At 72.7% G+C, this 22,394-nt stretch carries 18 protein-coding genes, 3 tRNA genes and 1 pseudogene; 14 read left to right on the top strand and 8 right to left on the bottom strand.

Annotated elements, in window-relative coordinates; genetic code table 11:
- The first annotated feature begins 32 nt into the window (after positions 1–32).
- Positions 33–1,706: a polyprenol phosphomannose-dependent alpha 1,6 mannosyltransferase MptB gene (gene mptB, locus ACFI33_RS09425; RefSeq protein WP_223247532.1), complete on the top strand. Its 1,674-nt coding sequence runs from the start codon at positions 33–35 to the stop codon at positions 1,704–1,706.
- The gene (locus ACFI33_RS09430) at positions 1,703–3,088 is read left to right on the top strand and encodes a glycosyltransferase family 87 protein (protein WP_462623968.1); all 1,386 of its coding nucleotides are present in this window, start codon (positions 1,703–1,705) and stop codon (positions 3,086–3,088) included. The genes mptB and ACFI33_RS09430 overlap by 4 nt, the downstream gene beginning before the upstream one ends.
- A 36-nt stretch (positions 3,089–3,124) precedes the next feature.
- Here the strand turns inward: ACFI33_RS09430 and ACFI33_RS09435 are convergent, their stop codons facing one another.
- Positions 3,125–4,570: a DUF2079 domain-containing protein gene (locus ACFI33_RS09435; RefSeq protein ID WP_061867776.1), complete on the bottom strand. Its 1,446-nt coding sequence runs from the start codon at positions 4,568–4,570 to the stop codon at positions 3,125–3,127.
- Positions 4,571–4,685: 115 nt separating this feature from the next.
- A tRNA-Arg gene (locus ACFI33_RS09440) sits at positions 4,686–4,759 on the bottom strand.
- A gap of 198 nt (positions 4,760–4,957) precedes the next feature.
- Here ACFI33_RS09440 and ACFI33_RS09445 point away from each other — a divergent pair.
- Both ACFI33_RS09445 and ettA read left to right on the top strand, forming a co-directional pair.
- Complete coding sequence (locus tag ACFI33_RS09445; RefSeq protein WP_036381125.1) at positions 4,958–5,509, top strand: single-stranded DNA-binding protein; 552 nt, start codon at positions 4,958–4,960, stop codon at positions 5,507–5,509.
- Positions 5,510–5,607: 98 nt separating this feature from the next.
- Positions 5,608–7,290: an energy-dependent translational throttle protein EttA gene (gene ettA, locus ACFI33_RS09450; protein ID WP_036316848.1), complete on the top strand. Its 1,683-nt coding sequence runs from the start codon at positions 5,608–5,610 to the stop codon at positions 7,288–7,290.
- Positions 7,291–7,374: 84 nt separating this feature from the next.
- Here the strand turns inward: ettA and ACFI33_RS09455 are convergent, their stop codons facing one another.
- A complete protein-coding gene (locus ACFI33_RS09455) occupies positions 7,375–8,394 on the bottom strand; it encodes an acyl-CoA thioesterase (protein WP_102708293.1) in 1,020 nt (339 codons plus the stop codon).
- A gap of 77 nt (positions 8,395–8,471) precedes the next feature.
- On the opposite strand from ACFI33_RS09455, the gene ACFI33_RS09460 reads away from it, so the two are divergent.
- A complete protein-coding gene (locus tag ACFI33_RS09460; protein ID WP_070709569.1) occupies positions 8,472–9,182 on the top strand; it encodes a hypothetical protein in 711 nt (236 codons plus the stop codon).
- Between the two features lie 37 nt (positions 9,183–9,219).
- Here the strand turns inward: ACFI33_RS09460 and ACFI33_RS09465 are convergent, their stop codons facing one another.
- From ACFI33_RS09465 to ACFI33_RS09480, 4 genes and pseudogenes are all read right to left on the bottom strand, one after another.
- On the bottom strand, positions 9,220–9,693 hold the full coding sequence (locus tag ACFI33_RS09465; protein WP_158184944.1) for a globin: 474 nt from the start codon (positions 9,691–9,693) through the stop codon (positions 9,220–9,222).
- A gap of 168 nt (positions 9,694–9,861) precedes the next feature.
- Positions 9,862–10,293, bottom strand: a pseudogene (locus ACFI33_RS09470) (OsmC family protein); the annotation flags it as partial.
- A gap of 91 nt (positions 10,294–10,384) precedes the next feature.
- Positions 10,385–13,006 carry an aminopeptidase N gene (gene pepN, locus ACFI33_RS09475; RefSeq protein WP_051995310.1) on the bottom strand — a complete coding sequence of 874 codons (2,622 nt, stop codon included), beginning with the start codon at positions 13,004–13,006 and terminating at the stop codon, positions 10,385–10,387.
- A gap of 155 nt (positions 13,007–13,161) precedes the next feature.
- The gene (locus tag ACFI33_RS09480; protein ID WP_462623969.1) at positions 13,162–13,941 is read right to left on the bottom strand and encodes an IclR family transcriptional regulator; all 780 of its coding nucleotides are present in this window, start codon (positions 13,939–13,941) and stop codon (positions 13,162–13,164) included.
- A 174-nt stretch (positions 13,942–14,115) separates the two neighbouring features.
- On the opposite strand from ACFI33_RS09480, the gene ACFI33_RS09485 reads away from it, so the two are divergent.
- From ACFI33_RS09485 to ACFI33_RS09500, 4 genes are all read left to right on the top strand, one after another.
- Positions 14,116–14,970 (top strand): alpha/beta fold hydrolase, encoded by an 855-nt coding sequence (locus ACFI33_RS09485; protein ID WP_049146105.1) that lies wholly within the window; start codon positions 14,116–14,118, stop codon positions 14,968–14,970.
- A 14-nt stretch (positions 14,971–14,984) separates the two neighbouring features.
- Positions 14,985–16,550, top strand: a complete 1,566-nt coding sequence (locus tag ACFI33_RS09490; protein ID WP_222121322.1) for a flavin-containing monooxygenase — start codon at positions 14,985–14,987, stop codon at positions 16,548–16,550.
- A gap of 86 nt (positions 16,551–16,636) precedes the next feature.
- Positions 16,637–17,110: a ribose-5-phosphate isomerase gene (locus tag ACFI33_RS09495; RefSeq protein ID WP_044659097.1), complete on the top strand. Its 474-nt coding sequence runs from the start codon at positions 16,637–16,639 to the stop codon at positions 17,108–17,110.
- Complete coding sequence (locus ACFI33_RS09500; RefSeq protein WP_041104798.1) at positions 17,111–18,022, top strand: Fpg/Nei family DNA glycosylase; 912 nt, start codon at positions 17,111–17,113, stop codon at positions 18,020–18,022. It abuts the gene before it with no gap.
- Positions 18,023–18,144: 122 nt separating this feature from the next.
- Here the strand turns inward: ACFI33_RS09500 and ACFI33_RS09505 are convergent.
- Positions 18,145–18,215: transfer RNA gene (locus ACFI33_RS09505), tRNA-Gly, on the bottom strand.
- A 76-nt stretch (positions 18,216–18,291) separates the two neighbouring features.
- Between ACFI33_RS09505 and ACFI33_RS09510 the strand changes: the two genes are divergently transcribed.
- From ACFI33_RS09510 to ACFI33_RS09530, 5 genes are all read left to right on the top strand, one after another.
- Positions 18,292–19,185, top strand: coding sequence for an SDR family oxidoreductase (locus ACFI33_RS09510; RefSeq protein WP_036316872.1), 894 nt, complete (start codon positions 18,292–18,294; stop codon positions 19,183–19,185).
- Positions 19,186–19,268: 83 nt separating this feature from the next.
- Positions 19,269–19,342: transfer RNA gene (locus ACFI33_RS09515), tRNA-Pro, on the top strand.
- A 42-nt stretch (positions 19,343–19,384) separates the two neighbouring features.
- Entirely contained in the window at positions 19,385–20,839 is a 1,455-nt protein-coding gene (gene tig, locus ACFI33_RS09520) for a trigger factor (RefSeq protein ID WP_036316981.1), read from the top strand.
- A 267-nt stretch (positions 20,840–21,106) separates the two neighbouring features.
- A complete protein-coding gene (locus tag ACFI33_RS09525) occupies positions 21,107–21,721 on the top strand; it encodes a ClpP family protease (protein WP_152743804.1) in 615 nt (204 codons plus the stop codon).
- A 41-nt stretch (positions 21,722–21,762) separates the two neighbouring features.
- Positions 21,763–22,394 (top strand): ATP-dependent Clp protease proteolytic subunit (locus ACFI33_RS09530; protein ID WP_462623971.1); only part of this gene is annotated, 632 nt, incomplete at its 3' end.

Here is a 22,394-nt window from a genome sequence, read left to right on the forward strand (position 1 = left end):
CGACCGGCGCCCGAGGGCCCCGTCCGAGCCGCGTGGCGGCGCAGCCCGAGCCGGAGGCGGCCGTCCGCCGGGGCACGTGGGCGTCCGTGCTCATCACGGTGGGCTCCTGGGGCGTGGGGTGGCTGCCGATGACGCCCGACTCGGTGTTCTCCGGCACCACCCTGCTCAACCCGCTGCGGGTCTACCTTCCCGGCGTGCTGCTCAGCACCGTGCTGCTGGCCGCCGGCTCGCTGCTCCTCGTCCGATCCTGGCTCGAGCTGGGGCGCGCGCTGCGGGGCCGCTGGGAGGAGCACGGCCGCCTGGTGGCCCGGGCCGCCTGGTGGTGGTCCGCCCCGCTGATGCTCGCGCTGCCGATCTTCTCCCGCGATGTGTTCTCCTACCTCCAGCAGGGCCGGCTCCTCGCGTCGGGTCTCGACCCGTATTCCCAGGGCGTGTCCGCCCTGCCCGGCTGGTTCATGCAGGGAGCGGACTCCATCTGGGCCGAGTCCCCGTCCCCCTACGGGCCGCTGTTCCTGCTGTTCGCCGAGACGACGTGGCGGGCCACGGGCGGCAACATCGAGCTCTCCGTCACGGCGTTCCGGCTCCTGGCGCTCGCGGGCCTGGCGCTGTGCCTGTGGGCGGTGCCGCGGCTGGCCGCCGTCGCGGGCCGATGCGGGGTGTGGGCCACGTGGGTGGCCGTGGCGAACCCACTGTTCCTGCTCTACATGATCGCCGGCGCCCACAACGACGCGCTGATGTCGGGGCTGATGCTCGCGGGCATCCTGCTCATGGTCCGCCCGCCCCGCCGCCGCGTGCATGCGCTGTGGGGGATCGTGCTGATCGCCCTGTCCGTTGCGATCAAGCCCCTGACAGCTTTGGTGCTGCCCTTCGTGGCCCTGCTCCTGCCCACCGGCTGGGCCCGGTTCCGCGCGGCCGATCCGCGCCTGCGCCGGCGGGACCGGCTCGGCCCGTGGTTCACGACGGCGGTGATCTCCCTGGCCGTCCTCACGATCCTCGGCGCCGGCTCCGGCCTCTGGTTCGGCTGGGTCCCGGCCATGCTCACGAGCGGGGACGCGGCGTTCCCGTATGCCCCCGTGGGCCTGCTCGGCCTGCTGCTCGGCGCGGTCGTCGAAGCCGTGACGCCCCTGGGGGCGCGCGACGTGGCCGCGGCCTTCTACACCGCGATGACGGTGTCGGCCCTCGGCTTCACGGCCTGGCTGGCCCTGCGCCGCCGGCCCCTGGACCCGGTGTTCAGCGCGGCGGCCGTGCTCGTGGTGGCCGTCGCCACCGCCCCGATCGTCCAGCCGTGGTACCTGCTCTGGGTCCTGCCGCTGCTGGCGTGCGCCCTCCGCCCGCTGCCGTGGGGCGCCGACCATCCCCGCTGGCTCGGGTGGGTCACCGCGCTCGCGGTCCTGTTGCTCACCGGCGTCGGCGTGGTGGACCAGCTCTCCGTGGCGCAGTGGCTGCCGGTCCTGGCCGTCCGCGTGTTCACCCTGGTCCTGATGCTCGCGGGGATCGGATGGATCATCCACCGCGATCCCGTCACCGCGCCCCTGTTCCCCGGGCGGCGGCGTCCTCCCCTGGAGGTGGTCGAGCCGCGGGCCGCGGCGGCGTCGCCGACGCCTCCGGAGGCGGGCGTGCCGCCGGACGCGCCGCCCGACGGGCCGCCGTCGACCGCCGCGCACCCCGCCTCCTCGTCCACCCGCATCCCCCAGGAGAGACCGTGACCTCCCACCCCCGCAGTCCCGCCCCGTCCCGTCCGAGCGGCCGCTGGGTCGGCCTGCTCGTCGGCCTGACCGTGGTGGCCGCCGCCGTCGGCGTGCTGACCAAGCAGTGGTGCCGCGTGAACGGCTGGGCGGCCCCCGGCGTGCACGCGCACATGTGCTATTCGGACTTCGCCCAGCTGTTCCCCACGCGTGGCCTCTCCGACGGCCACTTCCCCTTCTCCACGCCGCTGCCACCCGAGCAGTGGATGGAGTACCCGGCGTTGCTGGCCGTGGTCGCGGGTGTGACCATGTGGCTCGTGCCCGCCTCCGGCGACCTGCACGAGCGCACCGTGACCTACTTCGACGTGAACGCGATCGGCGTGGTGCTGTGCTGGATCGTGCTGGTCGTCGCGACCGCGTACACCGCGCGCGGTCGCTCCCGGGACGCCCTGCTCGTGGCCCTGGCCCCGGGGATCATCCTGACCTCGATGCTCAACTGGGACCTGTGGGCCGTGATGCTGGCCGCCCTGGCCCTGTGGGCGTGGACGGCGGGCCGTCCGACCCTCGCCGGCCTGCTCATCGGGCTCGGCACCGCCACGAAGCTCTACCCGCTGTTCTTCTTCGGCGCGATCTTCGTGCTGGCGCTGCGCACGGGCCGCTGGGCCGGGTTCGTGAAGGCGGCCCTGGCCGGGGCCGCGGCCTGGCTCGCGGTGAACCTCCCGTTCATGCTGACGGCGTTCGACCAGTGGTCGCGCTTCTACACGTTCTCGGGGGACCGCGCGGTCTCCTTCTCCTCGACCTGGCTGGCGCTGGCCTGGACAGGATGGTCCGGGGAGACGTTCACGACGCTTCAGAACGGCCTGTTCCTGGTGTGCTGCGTGGGGATCGCCTACCTCGCCCTCGCGGCGCGGCACCGTCCGCGCATGGCCCAGCTGTGCTTCCTGATCGTGGCGTCCTTCATCCTGTGGGGGAAGGTGTACTCGCCGCAGTTCGTGATGTGGCTGATCCCGCTCGTGGTCCTCGCGACGCCGCGGTGGCGCGCGTTCTGGATCTGGCAGGCCGTGGAGGTCTACCACTGGGGCGGGGTGTGGATGGAGTCGGCGCGCATCACCTCCGACGGGGCGTTCGCCGGCGGCGCCTGGTGGATCACCGCCTGGTATGCCTCGGGGATCGTGGCGCACATCGTCGCCCTCGTGTGGCTCATGACCACGGTGGTCAAGGACATCCTGGACCCCGTCCGCGACCCGGTGCGCCGCACCGCACTCGACCAGGGGGCCCCCGAGATCGCCCCGGGGGTGGCCGAGGACCCGCACGCCGGCGTCTTCACCGGTGCCCGTGACCGACTGCTCCTGCCCCCGGCCGGACTCGGCCTGCAGCCACTCGGCGAGTCCGCGGGCCGCTGACGGCGGAGCGGGTCCGCCGGCGCCGTGGGGTTCCGCTCAGCGGTGCTCGAGGTACGTCGTGCAGGTGGGCGAGACCGCGCGGTCCGGGTGGTGCAGGACGACGACGTCGCCCGCGGACCAGACCCGCTCGAAGCCGAGCCGCTCGGCGCGGGCCAGCGCCTGCTCCGGGGTGAGGGGGTCCCAGCCGCCGAGCTCGGGCACCGAGGTGTCCACGATCATCCACGTGGCCAGCTCGTCGCCGATGTCCCCGTGCAGCCCGACGTGGGTGCGGGCCGTCAGGTGCGGCACGGCGTTGTCGGCGGCCTCGACGCACACCCCGTCCGGGATCAGCCCGACCGCGTGGTCGAGGTCGCGGGCGTGCTGCGTCATCGTCATGTCGCCGGCGATCGTGCGGTGCAGCGGGTACACCTGCGGGAAGAACGCGGTGCCGATCAGACCGGCGGCCAGTGCCGCGGAGACGAGGACGGCGGGCAGCCGGCGCAGCGTGTCCCGGCGTCCGGCCAGCCGGTGGGCCGCCTCGAGCGCGGCCATGAGCAGCAGCGGGGCGAGGATCGCGTCGTACTGGTACACGGGGGCCCACACGTTGAGGCGGTCGTTGAACAGCCGCGAGAGCAGGATCGGCAGGGCCATCAGCGTGAGCGGGCTCAGGACCGGCAGGAACAGCAGCGGGACGAAGTGCAGGAGCCAGAGGGCCACCTTCAGCGGGTGGTCGAACAGCACCGCGACGGCGTTCCACGGCTGGGTCAGCAGGAACAGGACCGAACTGCGCATGTCCGGGCCCAGGGCGGTGAACTGCCAGTAGCCGAACGCGCCGGTGGGGGAGTAGTGGGGGATCACCACGGACGTGGCGAACCAGTAGCCGAGCACGCCCAGCACGGCGGTGACCGCGGCCTGCGGCCAGAAGCGACGGATCGCCATCACCAGGGCCACGGCCAGCAGGGTCACGCCCATGTCCTCTCGGACCGTGAGCAGCAGCGCCGCCAGGCCGGTGGCGAGCCACGCCCGCTGCCCGTCCAGGGCCCACACGAGCCAGGCGAGGATCGGCACGCCGAGGGTGACCTCGTGGAAGTCCCAGTTCACCATCGCCTGGAAGGGCCAGGAGAGCAGCAGGGCGGCGACGGCGGCCAGGGCCACCCCGTGTCCCGCGCGACGACGGGCGAACAGGTACACCGGCACGGCGGACGCGGCGAGGGCCAGCGCCATGACCACGCCGAGCATGCGGGGGTCCGGCCATACCCAGTAGAAGGGCGCCAGCAGCGCGAGGATCGGGTGGAAGTGGTCGCCGAGGATGTGGAAGTCCACGCCCTTGACGGAGCTGAGGGGGGCGTTGAACAGCGCGTACTGCCGCACCACCTGGTCGAAGATGCCCAGGTCGTAGCCCTTGGCCTCGTAGGTGGCGTACCGGAGGAAGGAGTGCGTCACGTACAGGGCCGCGGCCGCGACGAGCAGGGCGGCCAGCTGGACGCCCTCGCGACGGGTCACACGGACCTCGGGGACGGCGGGTCGCGGGGCGCGGAGCCAGGAGCGCAGACGGTCCAGGACGGTCTCCTTCGGGCGGTCGTCGGGCGTGCTCGGACGGCTCCGCCCCTGGTCTGGGTGCCCCAGGAGGGATTCGAACCCCCGACCGGCGGATTAGAAGGCCGCTGCTCTGTCCAGCTGAGCTACTGGGGCTGGGCCGTGTCAGTCTAACGGCCGCCGGCCGCGGCGCCGTCGGCTCCTGCACAGTCGCCCGGGGACCTCCGCGCGTCCCCAGACCGGCCCCGATCCTGCCGGGGTGCCCCGCGGTGGGGTTGTCTGGCCATGGCGGATCAGCCGATGCGCCGACGACTCGCCCCGGCGCCCACCGGGGCCCAGCCCAGGAGGCACACCATGCAGGACCTCATCACCGTGCGCGGCTTCGTGGCCACGGACCCCGCCACCCGCCACACCGCATCGGGGGCCGCCGTGACCGGCTTCCGCCTGGCCACCACCGAGCGGCGCTTCGACCGCGAGACCGCCGAGTGGGTGGACGCCCACACCAACTGGTACAGCATCTCGGCGTTCGGCCAGCTCGGCTCGAACACCGCCCAGTCCGTGAAGAAGGGCAACCCCGTGATCGTCACCGGTCGACTCCGGGTCCGCGACTGGTCCTCGGGCGAGCGCTCCGGCACGTCCGTGGACGTGGTGGCGGACGCCGTCGGGCTGGACCTGGGCTTCGGCTCGGCGGCGTTCCAGCGCAGCCAGCGCGCGGCCGTGCCGCGCCCCGAGTCGGCCCCGCGCGACGACGACGCGTCGGGCGGGCGGGCCGGCGCGGTCGGCGACGGGTTCAGCGCGGGCCTGCCGGACGGGTTCCAGGGTGGCGACGCCCCGGCCTCGCCCGGCCCGGACGAGTCGGACGCGGGCGCCCCCGGGCGCGAGCCGGCGGCGGCCGGCGTCGCCTGACCACGGGGCGGCACGGAGCACGGAGGGGGAGCGGGCTCGGTGGTCGCGGGATCGGCACGATGAGTGGAATCCCGCGGCCACCGACTAGCCTGGGCCGCATGGCGGAATTCATCTACACGATGGTCAAGGCCCGCAAGAAGGTGGGCGACAAACTGATCCTGGACGACGTCACCATGTCGTTCTACCCCGGGGCGAAGATCGGCATGGTCGGCCCCAACGGCGCCGGCAAGTCGACGATCCTGAAGATCATGGCCGGGCTGGACGAGCCCTCGAACGGCGAGGCGCGGCTCTCTCCCGGCTACTCGGTGGGCATCCTGATGCAGGAGCCCAAGCTGGACGAGTCCAAGACGGTGCTCGAGAACGTCCAGGAGGGCGTCGGCGAGATCTACGGCAAGATCCAGCGCTACAACCAGATCTCCGAGGAGATGGCGAACCCGGACGCGGACTTCGACGCCCTCATGGAGGAGATGGGCGAGCTGCAGTCCGCCATCGACGCCGCGGACGCGTGGGACATCGACTCCCAGCTCGAGCAGGCGATGGACGCCCTGCGCACGCCCCCGGGGGACGAGCCGGTCACGAACCTCTCCGGCGGCGAGAAGCGGCGCGTCGCACTGTGCAAGCTGCTGCTGGAGAAGCCCGACCTGCTCCTGCTCGACGAGCCCACCAACCACCTGGACGCCGAGTCCGTGCTGTGGCTCGAGCAGCACCTGGCCTCCTACCCGGGCGCCGTCATCGCCGTCACCCACGACCGGTACTTCCTCGACCACGTCGCGGAGTGGATCGCGGAGGTCGACCGCGGCCGCCTCTACCCGTACGAGGGCAACTACTCCACCTACCTGGAGACCAAGCGTGCCCGCCTCGAGGTGCAGGGCAAGAAGGACGCCAAGCTCGCCAAGCGCCTGGCCGAGGAGCTCGACTGGGTCCGCTCCAACACGAAGGGCCGTCAGGCGAAGTCCAAGGCCCGCCTGGCCCGCTACGAGGAGATGGCGGCCGAGGCCGAGAAAACCCGCAAGCTGGACTTCGAGGAGATCCAGATCCCGCCGGGCCCGCGCCTGGGCACCGTCGTGATCGAGGCCAAGGATCTGAAGAAGGGCTTCGGGGACCGCGTCCTCATCGACGGCCTGTCCTTCTCCCTGCCCCGCAACGGCATCGTCGGCGTGATCGGCCCGAACGGCGTCGGCAAGACCACCCTGTTCAAGACCATCGTCGGCCTCGAGCCCCTGGACGGCGGCGAGCTGAAGATCGGCGAGACCGTGAAGATCTCGTACGTGGATCAGTCCCGCTCCAACATCGACCCCGAGAAGTCGCTGTGGGAGGTCGTCTCGGACGGCCTGGACTACATCAAGGTCGGCAACGTCGAGATGCCCTCGCGCGCCTACGTGTCCGCGTTCGGATTCAAGGGCCCGGACCAGCAGAAGAAGGCCGGCGTGCTCTCCGGCGGTGAGCGCAACCGCCTGAACCTGGCCCTGACCCTCAAGGAGGGCGGCAACCTGCTGCTCCTCGACGAGCCCACCAACGACCTCGACGTGGAGACCCTGACCTCCCTCGAGAACGCGCTGCTCGAGTTCCCGGGCTGCGCGGTGGTCGTCTCCCACGACCGCTGGTTCCTGGACCGCGTGGCCACCCACATGCTGGCCTACGAGGGCACCGCGGAGGACCCGGCCAACTGGTACTGGTACGAGGGCAACTTCGAGTCCTACGAGGCCAACAAGGTCGATCGGCTCGGCCCCGAGGCCGCCCGCCCGCACCGCGTGACGCATCGCAAGCTCACGCGCGACTGAACCGACGCGCCCCCGGGCGCCGCGCCGACGACGGCCCGCCGCGATCACGCGATCGCGACGGGCCGTCGTCGTGCCGGGGCGGGGTCAGCGCCGCCAGCTGCGGCGCAGCACCGTCCGCAGGGCCATGCGCTGGGCCGCGCCCCGGGCCCGCGCCCGCCGGGCGGCGGCCCCCTCGGGCAGGCGGATCATGCCCTCCTGGGCGACCGTGGCCACGAGCGTCCCGTCCTCGGTGAACACGGCGCCCGTGCCGAGGCCGCGCGCGCCCTGGGCGCTGGGGGAGTCTTGGACGTAGAGCAGCCACTGGTCGACGCGGGCGGGCCGGTGGAACCACATCGCGTGGTCGAGGGAGGCCGCGGACATGCCGGGCTGGATCCAGGCCACGCCGTGCTGCCGCAGGATCGGCTCGAGGAGCGTGTAGTCCGAGGCGTAGGTGAGCGCCGCCAGGTGCAGCGCGGGGTCGTCCGCCAGGGGCGTGAAGGTCTTCATCCACACCATGTTGCGGTTCTCGGTCTCCGCGGCCGGGTCCACATAGATGGCCGGGGTGACGTGGCGGATGTCGAACGGTCGGGACCAGGCCCACTCCTGGGCCACGGGGTGGTTGATGCCGCCCAGCACGTCCGCCGTCGTGGGCAGGTCCTCGGGCCGGGGCACTCCCTCCGGCATGGCCACCTGGTGGTCCAGCGCGCTGCCGGCGGGCTCCTGGAAGGAGCAGGTCAGGGCGAGGATGGCCTTCTCGTTCTGGGAGGCCAGCACCCGGCGGACGGAGAAGGAGCGGCCGTCCCGCAGCGTCTCGACGGTGAACGTGATGGGCTGCAGCGCGTCCCCGGGGCGGATGAAGTAGCCGTGGAGCGAGTGGGCGGGGCGGGCGGCCGGCACCGTGCGGGAGGCGGCCGCCAGAGCCTGGGCGAGCACCTGGCCGCCGAACACCCGGCCGTGCGTCTGGCGGGGGGTCGTGCCCGTGAAGCGGACCTGACCCGTCACCGGGTCCGGCGCGGCCGGCGTCAGCTCCAGGATCCCGCGCAGCACGTCGGTGGGGTCCTTCGGGGCCGAGGCCGGGCGGGCCGGTGCGCGACCGGGGCGGGGACGGGGATGGCGCTGCGGCACGAACGGCTCCTTCGACGTGGATGGACCCCGCGACGGCGGGGCGGCCCGGGACGCGACGGACCTGGGACAATGCTTGCATGACCGAGCACTCCGCCGCCGCACCAGTCCTCCGCTTCGTCGACGACCGCGCTGTGCGGGACCTCGAGCAGCTGGCCACCCGCGCCCGTCGCGTCGCCGACACGGGGATGCGCCTGCACGTCGTGCCTGAGGCAGGGCGCTCCCGCACCCCGATGCTCGCCCAGTGGGTCTCCGTGCTGCAGCCGGCCGGGCTCGGAGACGGGGTGCCCGTCGTCCTGGGGCTGCGCACCGTGCCCCTGGCGACCGCCGACGGCGTGGCGGACCTGGACGCCGTCGTCGCCCTGGGCTCCGTCACCGAGCGCACCGCCCGGATGCGCGGCCAGGACCCCGTCGACCTGGCGTTCGCCGTGCCGCCGGGCCGCGAGCACGTCACCTGGACCGCGCTGACCCCGCCCCGCGGCGGCTGGACGCCCGTGGCCGAGGTCGCCGACGAGGAGCTGGCCGAAGTGGCCACGCGCGGCGCCGACGCCGTGCGGGACGCCCTGCCCGAGAACCCGGGGGAGGCGCTGGTCCGCAAGATCCGGGCGCAGATGTGGGGACCCCTGCTCGGGGGCGACGCTCTGCAGTTCCCGGCCGGCATGGCCTTCGGCGCGCACGCGCTGGGCTTCCTGCGGCCCGGCGGCCGCGCCCGGCTCAGCACGGCGGGGCCGTGGACGCGCCTGGACACCCCCGGCGGCTTCGTACTGGGCCGCCCCGCCATGGCGGTGTGAGCCCGCGCCCCATGTCGGGGCGCGGACCGCGGGCCGGTCAGGCCGAGTTCTGCAGGGAGTGGGCGGCCCGCTCCAGGTAGTCCCAGAGTTCGGCCTCGTGCAGCGGTGACAGCTCCAGCGTGTCCACGGCGGCGCGCATGTGGCGCAGCCACGCGTCGCGCGCGGCCGGGTCGATCCGATACGAGGCGTGGCGCATGCGCAGGCGGGGGTGGCCGCGCTCCTCGGAGTACGTCCGCGGTCCGCCCCAGTACTGCTCCAGGAACATCAGCAGCCGGCGCTGGGCGCCCTCGAAGTCGTCCTGCGGATACATCGGGGCGAGGATCTCGTCTTCGCGCACGCGGGCGTAGAACTCGGCGGTCAGCCGGTCGAAGGTCGGGCGGCCGCCGACGGCGTCGTAGAAGCTGGTGGCCTGACCGGGCGCGGCCGGGGTCCCCGGGGTCGCACCGGCGGGGCCCGCCGCGGCGTCGCGGGCGCGCACCTGCTCCACCGGGGCGGGCGTGCCCTCCTGCATCACCGGCTCGACCTCGGTGGGCCGCTCCGCCAGGCCCGTCACACGGGACGGGCCCTTGGCGACGCGCGGCCGCAGCACCGCCAGGGGGGCGCCCAGGCGCGCGGAGTGGTCCGGCAGCGTCGGCGTGCCGGTGGGCAGGGCCTCGGGGCGGACCGGCTCGACGGTGACCGGGGCCGAGAGCGAGTTCGCGATGAAGCACAGCCGGTGCGCCTCGGCGTGGAGGGCCTCGGCCCGCTCCCGGTCGGCCTCGTCCTGCAGCGTGACCTCGGGCCGCAGCGTGATCGCGATGAACCGTCCGGCGCCGTCGCCGTCCACCTCGAGCTCGCCCTCGACCCCGCACGTCATCCCCGTGACCACGACCCCGGAGGTCGCCGCGACATGGAGGTACGAGAGCACGTGGCACTCGGCGAGCGCGCCGAGCAGGAGGGTCTCCGGGTTCCACTTCGAGTCGTCGCCGCGGAAGGGGCGGGCGGCCGAGGCCTGGATCTCGCCGACGGCGGCGTCCTGGATCACCACGGAGCGGTCGTAGTCGCGGACGCCGGAGGTGCCCGAGCCGCGGTCGCCCGTCCACTCGGTGCGCAGGGAGAAGGTGTGCTTCATGGGTTCCAGCCTAGCCAGCCCGCGCCTCGACGGCGGCGGGGGCGGTGCTGGAGGGCATCTTCCGTGGAATGCCCACCAGCCCCCGCCCGGTTCAGGCCCCGGCGTGGACCTGATGCACGTGCGCCGTCGCGTGCTCGCGCGCGGCCAGGGCGCGGATCGTCTCGTCCCGGCCCTCGGCGAGGACGCGGGACAGCCCCGCGCGGGTGTCGGCCAGCCGCTCGGACAGGGCGGTGGCGCGGTCGGCGATCTCCGGGGTGACCTGGGCGGTCGGGTAGCCCAGCGTCGCGGCGGTCTCGGCCATCTCGTGAGAACGGGAGTCCCACATCGCCTCGACGCCCTCGAAGTAGGCGTCCGCGAAGGGCGCGATCAGCGCGGCGTCATGGACCCGGGCGAACCCGATCAGGGCCTGGCGCTGCTCCGTGTTGGACAGTTCGCCGGCCATCACCCGGTCCCAGACCGCGCGCTTCGCCTCGGCCGTCGGCACGGCGGCCCGGGCCTGGATCGCGGCGAGCGCGCCCGTGGCGGTCGCGTCGGCGCGCTCGGCCTCGGCGATCTCGGCCTCCCCGGCGCGGCCGGCCGCCACCAGCGCGGTGAGCAGCTCCCAGCGCAGGTCCGTGGTGAGGTCCAGCCCGGGCACGGTGCGGGTGCCGTCGACGAGGGCGGACAGGCGGTCCAGCTGCGCCGTGGTGCGCGCGTGCAGGGCGAACGCCTTGACGAACTGCAGCTGGTTGTCCGAGCCGTCCTCGGCCTCCGCGACGAGGCCCCACAGACGGTCGGCCGCCGCGACCCGCACGGCCTCGGCCTGGTCCTCGGGCAGGTACAGGCCGATCGCCGTCGCGAGCTGGCGCAGCAGCGTCTGCACCACGGAGGAGTCCCGCTCGTGGCCGACGTTGGCGAGGACGAGGTCGACGAACCAGGCGGCGGAGGCCTCGCCGTCGCGCACGGTGTCCCAGGCCGCCCCCCACAGCAGCGTGCGCGCCAGGGAGCCGTCCACATCCTTCAGACGGGTGGACGCGGCCTCCCACGAGGCGTCGTCGAGGCGCAGCTTGGCGTAGGCCAGGTCGTCGTCGTTGGGCAGGATCACGGCGGGACGACGGCGGGCGGCGGCCTCGACGACCTCGGTCACCTCCCCGGCCACGTCGAGCTCGAAGCGCTCGGTGCGGATCAGGCGGCCGGTGGCCTCGTCCACGTCGTAGAAGCCCACGGCCAGACGGTGGGGGCGGAGCACGTCGTCGCCGGGCGCCGACGGTGAGCCGTCCGGGGCGCTCTGGCGCAGACGCAGCGCGGTGATGGTGCCGGCCTCATCCGTCTCCACCTCGGTGCGCAGCGTGTTCACGCCCGAGGTCTCGAGCCACACGCGGGTCCATTCGGACAGGTCGCGGCCGGACGCGGCCTCGAGCTCGGTCATGAGGTCCGGCAGCTCCGTGTTCTGCCACGCGTGCTTGGCGATGTACGCGCGGACGCCGACCATGAAGTTCTCCTGGCCCACCCAGGCCACGAGCTGGCGGAGCACCGAGGCGCCCTTGGCGTAGGTGATGCCGTCGAAGTTGACGAGCACGTCGTCGAGGTCGCGGATCCGGGCCTTGATGGGGTGCGTGGAGGAGAGCTGGTCCTGGCGGTAGGCCCAGTTCTTCTCCATGGAGGAGAAGGTGGTCCAGGCGCCGGTGTACTGCGTGTTCTCAGCGGCGGCGAGCGTGGACATGAACTCGGCGAACGACTCGTTGAGCCACAGGTCGTTCCACCAGCGCATGGTGACCAGGTCGCCGAACCACATGTGGGCGAGCTCGTGGAGGATCGTGATGGCGCGGCGCTCGATCAGCGCCTCCGGCACGGTCCCGCGGAAGACGTACGACTCGAGGAAGGTCACACAACCGGCGTTCTCCATCGCGCCGGCGTTGAACTCGGGCACGAACAGCTGGTCGTACTTCTCGAACGGGTAGGCGTGGCCGTACTGGGCCTCGAAGAACTCGAATCCCTGGCGGGTGAGCTCGAAGACGTTCTCCGCATCCAGGTGCTCCACCAGCGACGCGCGGCAGTAGACGCCGAGGGGGATCGTGCGGCCGTCGGCGCTGGTCAGCTCCGAGTGCACGGAGGCGTACGGGCCGGCGACGAGCGCGGTGATGTAGGAGGGGATGCGCGGGGTGGGCTTGAACTCCCAGACCGCGGCGTCCACCCCCTGCGGGTTCTCCTCGTTCGCCACGACGCCGAGGGTGCGGCGGGAGGCCTCCGGCTGGTTGGACACCACGGCCCAGTGCGCCGGCGCGGTCACCGTGAAGCGGAACGCGGCCTTGAGGTCGGGCTGCTCGAACACCGCGAACATGCGGCGGGAGTCCGGCACCTCGAACTGGGTGTAGAGGTAGACCTCCTGGTCCACGGGGTCCACGAACCGGTGCAGGCCCTCGCCGGTGTTGCTGTAGTCCCCGAGCCCGTCGACCACGAGGGTGTTCTGCGCCGCCAGCGGGCCGATCCGCAGTCGGGCGCCGTCGAAGTCCGCCACGTCCAGGGCCTCGCCGTTGAGGGTCACCGTGGGAGCCTGCTCCGCCACGAAGTCGATCCACGTGTGGGTGCCCACCGCGTCCTGCGTGGCCGCGAACGTCACGGTGGTGGCCGTGTGGAAGTGCTCCGCTCCGCGGGTGAGGTCCAGGCTCACCTCGTACGCGTCCACGGTGAGGGCGGCCGCGCGCGCGGCGGCCTCTTCGCGGGTGATGTTCATGGCGGCGGCGGTGGTCACGGTCGGACTCCTCCTGGGGTCGGGTGGATGCGGCACGGCCGGGCGCCTGTGATGGGGGCCATGGCACGGTGCTCCCCAGTGTGCCACCTGGCCCGGGCGTCGTGGACGGCCGCGGAAGGGCGGGCCGGCCGGCGTGCTCAGCCCCCGATCTCGGCCAGTCGGGTCGCCGCCGCACGCAGCACCTCAGCCACCTCGGGCACGCGTGCCGGTGGCATCCGCTGCTCGGCCGCCGAGGCGGTGAGGGACACCTGGGGGATGCCTCCCGTCCGCGCCGGGACGCCACAGGCGACTCCGGCCACCCCGGGCACGACCGGCACACCGCCGCACCACCCCTGCTCGTCCATCTGACGCAGCAGGGTGTCCAGCAGGTCGTGCAGGGCCCCGTCATCCGTCAGGTTCCAGCGGCGGGGAGGCCGGGCGACGACCGCGTCCACCTCCGCTCGCCGGCGCTCGGGCGGCAGGGCGGCCAGGAGCGCGATGCCGGCGTACCCGGCGGCAAGCCGCTTGACCTCGCCGACCTCCACGGTGAAGACGCGCACGGGGGAGTCGCCGTCGCATCGCAGGAGGTAGGCCACTCCGCCCGCAGCCCGTGCCGCCAGGTAGACCGTGTCCCCCAGCTCGTCCGCGGCGGCCTGGACCACGGCCCGGCTGGCCTCGCGTTCGATCAGGCACCGCGGCGTCACCGGTTCGAACCCGACCGGGCCCCACCGATCACCGAGCGCATAGGCGGCCCCGCGCCGGGTCACGGCACCCTCCTCCGCCAGGTCGGCCAGCAGTCGATGGGCGGTGGGCTGGGGCAGGCCCGTCCGCTGGACGAGCTGGCTCAGCCGCAGGCCGGCGGGTCCGGCCTCGTGCAGCAGGCGCATCACGAGGGCGGCGCGGGGCAGGACGCCGGTGGGTGGGGTCAGAGGGGTCACCGGTCCATCGTGCCGCAGCTCCGGCGTCGGAGCCAGTTCCATCTGATGGACTCAATGATTGCCGCCCCTGCTTGCATTATGAGAAATGAACACGCCATGCTGGGACATGTAGGGTGCGTCGCATCGCGGGTGTCGGGTCCAATAGTCCACATATTGGTATCCAGGAGGAGCCCCATGCCACTGACCGCATCGACCGTCACGCGCACCGTCAGCGTGGACGGTGCTTCCGTCACCTGCCACGACTCGGTGACGCCCGGGGAGCTCGACCGGCCTCTCGTGCTGGTCCACGGCACGGGCGGGACGACCGCCTCGCACTTCGGCCACCTGTTCCCGATGATGGCCACGCGGACGCGCGTCATCGCCGTCGACTGGGCGCCGACGGCCGACCCCGCCGCAGACCTGACCGTCGACCTGCTGGTCGGCCAGGTGCGGGCTGTCGTCGACGAGCTCCTCGGCCCCGACGCCGCGTTCGACCTGCTGGGCTACTCACTCGGCGCCGTCGTGGCCGGGCAGCTGGCCGCCGACCTCGGTCGCCGTGTGGAGAACCTCGTGCTCGTGGCCGGCTGGGCGACGACGGATGTCCACCAGCGCCTGCGCAACGAGGTCTGGCGGCACCTGTACGCCACGAGCCCTGATGCCCTGGCCCGTTACACGGCCTTCTGCGGCCTGTCCCCGCTGGCCCTGCGCTCCCTGACCCCGGCCATGCTCGACGGGGCGCTCGCCTCCCTGACCGCGGACGAGTTCACCGCCCGGCAGATGGACCTGAACGCCCGCGTGGACGTCGCCGACCGTCTCTCCGCCGTCACCGCGCGGACACTGATCGTCTCCTGTGCCGAGGACATCATGGTCCCGCCCCATCACCAGTACGAGCTGCTCGGCATCATCGACGACGCGCGGCTGACGACCATGACGAGCGGCCACGCCTTCTTCCTCGAGCGCCCGGCCGAACTCATGCAGATCGTCGACCTGTACCTGCGCGAGCCCGACCGCCACCCGGCCGGCGCGATCATCCCCGAGACCCACGCCTGAGAGAGGGGCCAGCCATGACCACCGCCATGACCACCACCACCGACGTGCGCCCCGCACCGCGCGACGAGTCCGCCGAGATCCTCATCATCGGCTCCGGATTCGCCGGCCTCGGCATGGGCGCCCAGCTGCGGCGTCACGGCCGCGAGGACTTCCTCATCCTGGACCGCGCCCAGCAGGTCGGCGGGACCTGGAGGGACAACACCTACCCGGGTGCCGCGTGCGACGTCCCGAGCCACCTCTACAGCTTCTCCTTCGCGCCGAACCCGCAGTGGTCGGGCTTCTACACACCGGGTCCGGAGATCCAGGACTACCTCGTGCGCTTCTCCGAGGACGAGGGCCTCACCCCGCACCTGCGTCTCGGGGCGGACATGCTCGAAGCGCACTGGGACCCCGAGACGGAGCGGTGGACGGTGCGGACGCCGCGCGGGACCTACACGGGACGCTGGCTCATCATGGGCACCGGGCACCTCGCCGACCCCCGCCTGCCGGACGTCCCGGGTCTCGACGCCTTCGAGGGCGAGGTCATCCATTCCGCCCGCTGGGACCACACGGTGGACCTGAAGGGCAAGCGTGTCGCCGTCGTCGGCACCGGCGCCTCCGCGATCCAGGTCATCCCCGAGCTGGCGGCGACGGCGGCCGAGCTCGTCGTCTTCCAGCGCACCCCCGCGTGGGTCACCCCGCGCGTGGTCAAGCCGTACTCCGCGGCCGTGCGCCGCATGTTCGAGCGCGCCCCGCACACCATGCAGCGCGAGCGCGACGACATCTTCTGGTTCGCCGAGTCGAACTATGCCCAGCGCCGCGGTGTGCCGGCCGCACTGGACCAGGTCCGGGCCCAGGCCCTCGGGCACCTGGCCGCCGCGGTCTCTGACCCCGAGCTCCGCGAGCGCCTCACGCCGCGGTACCTGCCGGGCTGCAAGCGTGTGCTCGTCTCCAACGACTACTACCCGGCCATGGCCCGGGACAACGTCACCCTGGAGGACAGCGCGCTGGACCGCGTCGAGGGGAGCCGGCTGTTCGGCGTGAGCGGTCACGGGTACGAGGTCGACGTCGTCGTCCTCTGCACCGGCTTCGAGGCGGCCCAGCCGCCGTTCGCCGAGCGCGTCCACGACGGTGAGGGCCGTTCCCTGGCCGATCACTGGAGCAGCGGCATGGCGGCGTTCGACTCCACGGCCGTGGCGGGATTTCCGAATCTGTTCGCCATCAACGGGCCGAACACCTCGCTGGGGCACAACTCGATCGTCTACATCATCGAGTCGCAGATCGCGTACATCGTGGAGGCCCTGGACCGGGTGGAGCACGAGGGAATTAGGACGATGGTCCCCGAGACACTCGCCCAGGAGGAGTACGTGGACCGTCTCCAGGAGCGGGCCGCCACCTCGGTGTGGCTCGTGGACGGCGGCTGCCACTCCTGGTACGTCGACCCCCGCTCGGGCAAGTTGACGCTGATCTGGCCCGACTACGCCTACGACTTCCGCGCCCGCAACGGCCACTTCACCGGGGAGGGCTTCCTCTCCTCGGCGAGTGGGGAGCCCGAGCCCATGCCGGTGCGCGAGCCCGAGCGATCGGTCGCGCTGATCTGAGCCGGCCCGCCCCGGGGCAGGGGGTCGGGTGGGGCCGTCAGTAGACTGACCCCACCCGACCGTCGTCCTTCTGGAGGAGTCTGCGCATGCGCGTCCACATCGCCACCGACCACGCCGGCATGGAGCTGTCCGCCCACCTGGTGGAGCACCTCACCGCCGCTGGCTACGAGATGGTGGACCACGGACCCACCGAGTACGACGCGCAGGACGACTACCCGGGCTTCTGCATCAACGCCGCCCGCGCCGTCGTCGCCGACCGCGAGCAGGGACTGGACTCGCTCGGCATCGTGCTGGGCGGCTCCGGCAACGGCGAGCAGATCGCCGCCAACAAGGTGGCCGGCGTCCGAGCCGCCCTGGCCTGGAACCTGGACACGGCGCGGCTGGCCCGCGCGCACAACGACGCGAACGTCGTGGCCGTCGGCGGTCGACAGCACTCGCTCGAGGAGGCCACCGAGCTCATCGAGGCGTTCCTGGCCGAACCGTTCTCCCAGGACGAGCGCCACGTGCGCCGCATCGGGAAGATCGCGCACTACGAGACCACCGGAGAGGTGCTGATGTGAGTGCCTGAGGGCCACTCCGTCCACCGTCTCGCGCGCCAGTTCACCGACGTCTTCGGCGGCCGCCGGATCCGCGCCACGAGTCCGCAGGGCCGCTTCGCCGAGGGGGCCGCCCTGCTCGACGGCCAGGTCCTGAAGCGCGCCCGGGCCCACGGCAAGCACTTCTTCGCCGACGTCTCCGGCGGCCACGTGCTCCACGTCCACCTGGGCATGTACGGGGCGTGGACCTTCGGCGGGGATCAGGACTTCGCGGCCGCGTCCTCGATCGGCGCACCCCGCCGGATCGGCGAGCGGGAGGTCCACGACGACGGCGCCCCGGCCGCCGAGCCCGCTCGCGACGCCGACGGCTGGGTCCAGCCCCCGCCGCCGGCCGCCACGGTCCGGCTGCGACTGCGCGCCGAGCACGGCTGGGCCGACCTGATCGGCGCGAGCCGGTGCCGCGCGCTCACTCCGGCCGAGGCTGCCGACGTCGTCGCCGGCCTGGGCCCGGATCCGCTGAGCGACGACGATCCCGCGCCGTTCTACGACCTCGCCCGGCGGACACGGCGGCCGATCGGCGTCGTGCTGATGGACCAGGCGGCCGTCAGCGGGATCGGCAACATCTTCCGGGCCGAGGCGCTGTTCCGCGCCGGCATCGACCCGTGGCGGCCGGCCCGGGAGGTCTCCGCGTCGGACCTGGCATTCCTCTGGGCGGACAACGCCGCGCTCATGCGGGAGGGCGTGCGGCTCGGGCGGATCGTCACCACGCGGCCCGAGCACCGGCCGGGGATCCCTGCCGAATCGGCCTGGCCCGAGCACGCGAACTACGTGTACCAGCGGCAGGGCCTGGCCTGCCTCGTGTGCGGGCGCGAGACGATCGTGGTGGAGGAGATGGCGGCCCGGAAGCTCTACCGGTGCCTCACCTGTCAGAGCTGAGGGGCCTGTAGCAGGCCCGACCGGGCACAGCGGTCAAGGCACCGGCGCGGACGACGACGCACCCGAGAAAGCCATGAGCCGGGCCATCGTGTGCACACGATGACCCGGCTCATGAGGTCCGGAGGGGATGACGGGAATCGAACCCGCGTAGCCAGTTTGGAAGACTGGGGCTCTACCATTGAGCTACATCCCCGCGGGGCCGCGCTCGGCGCGGACCAGCGGCTGACACCGTATCACGGCGGGCCCGCGTCGGCCGTGGGGGAAGAGGCATGATGCACGGCTCCCGTCCCGCCCTCCGCAGGGCCGCGTCCGCCCTCGCCGGCCGTCGTCCCCTGTCCCTGCGCGGCGCCACCGTCCTCGTGACGGGCGGCGCGTCCGGCATCGGTCGACTGATCGCCCTGGGGGCCGCCCGCCGCGGCGCGGGCCGCGTCGTCGTCTGGGACCTCGACCTGCAGGGGGCTGAGGCCGTCGCCGCCGAGATCCGGTCTCAGGGCGCGGACGCCCAGGCCGAGCGCGTGGACGTGACGGACGCGGCCGCCGTCGAGGCCGCCGCCGCCCGCGCCGGAGAGGTGGACGTCGCCGTGAACAACGCGGGCGTCGTGACGGGCGTGCGCCTCGAGGACGCCACGGAGGAGGGCATCCGCCGCACCTTCGAGGTGAACGCACTCGCGCCGTACTGGCTGACCCGGGCGGTCCTGCCCGGAATGCGGGCCCGGGACCGCGGGGCCGTGGTCACGGTGGCCTCGGCCGCGGGGTTGGTCGGCGTCGCGCGCCAGACGGACTATTCCGCCACCAAGCACGCCGCGGTCGGCTTCGCCGAGTCCCTCGCCGCGGAGCTGCGCAAGGACGGCAGCCGCGTCACCTCCCTCGCCGTCTGCCCCTTCTACATCGACACCGGGATGTTCGCGGGCGTGCGCAGCCGGGTGCCCTGGCTGCTGCCCGTGCTGGATCCGCGCCACGTGGCGCAGGAGGTGCTGGACGCCGTCGAGGCCGGCCGCACCCGCCTGCTGCTGCCGCGCGCCGTCGGTCTGATCGCGCCCCTGCGCGCCCTGCCGGCGCCCGTCTTCGACCGCGCGATGGACGTCCTCGGGGTCAACGCCACGATGGACGGCTTCACGGGCCGGCGGTCGCGGCTTTTCGCGGGGCGCGAGACGGCGCGCTAGGATTCCACAGTCTGCCCTCGGGCAGTCCCTCGGGTGTCCGGCGAGCCTCCACCGCGTGAGCCCGCCGGCGTCGGGGACGACGGCGGGGTGTAGCTCAGCTTGGTAGAGCGCGCGCTTTGGGAGCGTGAGGCCGCAGGTTCAAATCCTGTCACCCCGACTCGACGTCAAGACCATCCACCACCACCAACAGGAGTCATCCGTGGTCAAGTCCACCGCAGAGAACCTCAGCCCGACCCGCGTCAAGCTGACCGTCGAGGTGCCGTTCGAGGAGGTGAAGCCCGCCCTGGACAAGGCGTTCAAGGACATCGCCAACCAGGTCCAGATCCCGGGCTTCCGCAAGGGCAAGATCCCGGCGCGCCTGATCGAGCAGCGCTTCGGCCGCGAGATCGTCGTGGACCAGGCCGTCAACGAGGGCCTGAACACCTGGTTCTCCGCCGCCATCGCCGAGGCCGAGGTCACGCCGATCTCCCGCCCCGAGGTCGACGTGACCGCCACCCCGGACGCGGAGAACGCCGAGGGCCCGGTGGCCTTCACCGCCGAGTTCGACGTGCGCCCGACCATCGAGCTGCCCGACTACAAGGGCCTCAAGGTGACGGTGGAGCCCGCCCAGGCCACCGAGGAGGACGAGCAGAAGGCCCTCGACGCCCTGCGCTCGCGCTTCGGCTCCCTCAAGGATGTGGACCGCCCGGCCGCCCAGGACGACTTCGTCACGATGAACCTGACCGCCACGGTCGACGGCGAGCAGGTCGACCAGGCCGAGGGCCTGTCCTACCAGGTGGGCGCCGGCACCATGCTCGAGGGCATCGACGAGGCCCTCGACGGCCTGTCCGCCGGCGAGGACGCCACCTTCGAGACCACGCTCAACGGCGGCGAGCACGACGGCGAGACCGCCGTGGTCAAGCTGGAGCTGACGGCCGTCAAGGAGCGCGAGCTGCCCGAGGCCGACGACGAGTTCGCCCAGCTGGCCTCCGAGTTCGACACCATCGCCGAGCTCAAGGAGGACCTGAAGAAGCAGGCCGCCGAGGAGGCCGTGAACCGCCAGGGCGTCGAGGCCCGCGACAAGGTCCTCGAGGAGCTGGCCAAGCTCGTCGAGGTCCCGGTGCCGGACGGCGTCATCGCCGAGCAGGTCGAGCAGCACTTCTCCGCCGGCGGCCACACCGCGGGCGACGACCACGACACCGCCGAGCACCGTGCCGAGCTCGAGCAGAACACCCGCGAGGCGTTCGCCAACGAGGTCATCCTGGACGAGGTCGCCGAGGCCGAGGAGGTCACGGTCGACCAGGGTGAGCTGATCGAGTACATCATCGCCACCTCCTCCGAGTACGGCATGGACCCGAACCAGTTCGCCATGATGCTCGACCAGGGCGGGCAGATCCCGATGATCATGGGCGAGGTCCGCCGCCGCAAGGCCCTGGCCAAGGTCCTCGAGTACGCCGAGGTCACCGACACCGACGGCAAGGCCGTGGACCTGACGGCGTTCGTGACCCCGGGCGGCCAGGAGGCCCTCGACGCTGAGGCCGAGGGCGCCGAGGCCGAGGGCGCCGACGAGGCGGAGGAGAAGCCCGCCGAGAAGGCCCCGGCCAAGAAGAAGTCGACGGCCAAGAAGGCCCCGGCCGAGCAGGCCGACGACGCCGAGGCGGCCGAGCAGGCCTGATCCCGGCCGGTGGGGACGCACCCCCGCCGAGCCACGACGACGGCGCCCCCGCCCACGCCGGTGGGGGCGCCGTCGTCGTCCCGGGGCCCCGGTGGGCGGCCCCGGGCGGGGTCCGCGACAACCTGCGCCAACAGCGAAACGCCGACGGCGTCCCGCGCGCTGGCCCGGACGCCCGGCTAGTGTCGGACTCGATCAGGGACCCGTCCGTCCGCGCGAGCGGCCGCCGTTCGGGGGGCCCGTGGACATCTCGACAGGAAGGCGGAAGTGATGACCGACATCACCCCCAGCATGCGTTCGGTGGACCCGGCGCAGCGCGAGGATTTCCTCTACACCCAGCTGCTGAAGTCGCGCATCGTCTGGCTGGGCGAGGACGTCCGTGACGACAACGCCAACGCGATCTGCTCCCAGCTGCTCCTGCTCTCGGCCGAGGACACGGAGAAGGACATCTACCTGTACATCAACTCCCCGGGCGGCTCCGTCACCGCGGGCATGGCGATCTACGACACGATGCAGTACATCCCCAACGACGTCGTGACGGTGGCCACCGGCCTCGCCGCGTCCATGGGCCAGTTCCTGCTCGCCTCGGGCACCAAGGGCAAGCGCTACGCCACCCCCCACGCCCGCGTGCTGATGCACCAGCCCTCCGGCGGCATCGGCGGCACCGAGTCGGACATCCGCATCCAGGCCCAGCTGATCCTGCACATGAAGCAGGTGATGGCGGAGCTGACCGCCGAGCAGACCGGCCAGTCCGTGGAGACCATCCTCGAGGACAACGCGCGTGACAAGTGGTTCACCGCGCAGGAGGCCCTCGAGTACGGCTTCATCGACCACATCGCCGACCGTGCCGCGTCCGTGACCGGCGGCGGCGGCGTCCGGGGCTGAGCCCGGCCCGGACCGTCCCGACCCTCTCCAGGAGACCAAGAATGACCCAGTTCCCCGCCGGGCTCCCCACCGGGATGCCCTCCCTGCCCACGCCGGACGCGCGCTACATCCTCCCGCAGTTCGAGGAGCGCACCCCCTACGGCTTCAAGCGCCAGGACCCCTACGCCAAGCTCTTCGAGGACCGCATCGTCTTCCTCGGCGCGCAGGTGGACGACGCGTCGGCCGACGACGTGATGGCCCAGCTGCTCGTGCTCGAGGCGATGGACTCCGAGCGTGACATCACCCTGTACATCAACTCGCCGGGCGGCTCGTTCACGGCCATGACGGCGATCTACGACACCATGCAGTTCATCCGCCCCGAGGTGCAGACCGTGTGCCTGGGCCAGGCCGCCTCCGCCGCGGCCGTGCTGCTGGCCGCGGGCGCCCCCGGCAAGCGTCTGGCGCTGCCCAACGCGCGCGTGCTGATCCACCAGCCGGCGATGCAGGGCGACCGCGGCACCGCCACGGACCTGGAGATCCACGCCCAGGAGATCAACCGGATGCGCGTGTGGATGGAGGAGACGCTGGCCTCCCTCACCAACCGCACGCCCGAGGAGGTCTCGCAGGACATCGACCGGGACAAGTTCCTCTCGGCCGAGCAGGCCCTCGAGTACGGCCTTGTGGACGAGGTCCT

This window comes from Micrococcus sp. PSi08, assembly GCF_054960655.1.

Coding starts and splice junctions, on each gene's coding strand:
- ACFI33_RS09445 (WP_036381125.1), top strand. CDS start 4,958: ATGCAGGACCTCATCACCGTGCGCGGCTTCGTGGCCACGGACCCCGCC.
- ettA (WP_036316848.1), top strand. CDS start 5,608: ATGGCGGAATTCATCTACACGATGGTCAAGGCCCGCAAGAAGGTGGGC.
- ACFI33_RS09460 (WP_070709569.1), top strand. CDS start 8,472: ATGACCGAGCACTCCGCCGCCGCACCAGTCCTCCGCTTCGTCGACGAC.
- ACFI33_RS09465 (WP_158184944.1), bottom strand. CDS start 9,693: ATGCAGGAGGGCACGCCCGCCCCGGTGGAGCAGGTGCGCGCCCGCGAC.
- pepN (WP_051995310.1), bottom strand. CDS start 13,006: ATGAACATCACCCGCGAAGAGGCCGCCGCGCGCGCGGCCGCCCTCACC.
- ACFI33_RS09485 (WP_049146105.1), top strand. CDS start 14,116: ATGCCACTGACCGCATCGACCGTCACGCGCACCGTCAGCGTGGACGGT.
- ACFI33_RS09490 (WP_222121322.1), top strand. CDS start 14,985: ATGACCACCGCCATGACCACCACCACCGACGTGCGCCCCGCACCGCGC.
- ACFI33_RS09495 (WP_044659097.1), top strand. CDS start 16,637: ATGCGCGTCCACATCGCCACCGACCACGCCGGCATGGAGCTGTCCGCC.
- ACFI33_RS09510 (WP_036316872.1), top strand. CDS start 18,292: ATGATGCACGGCTCCCGTCCCGCCCTCCGCAGGGCCGCGTCCGCCCTC.
- ACFI33_RS09525 (WP_152743804.1), top strand. CDS start 21,107: ATGACCGACATCACCCCCAGCATGCGTTCGGTGGACCCGGCGCAGCGC.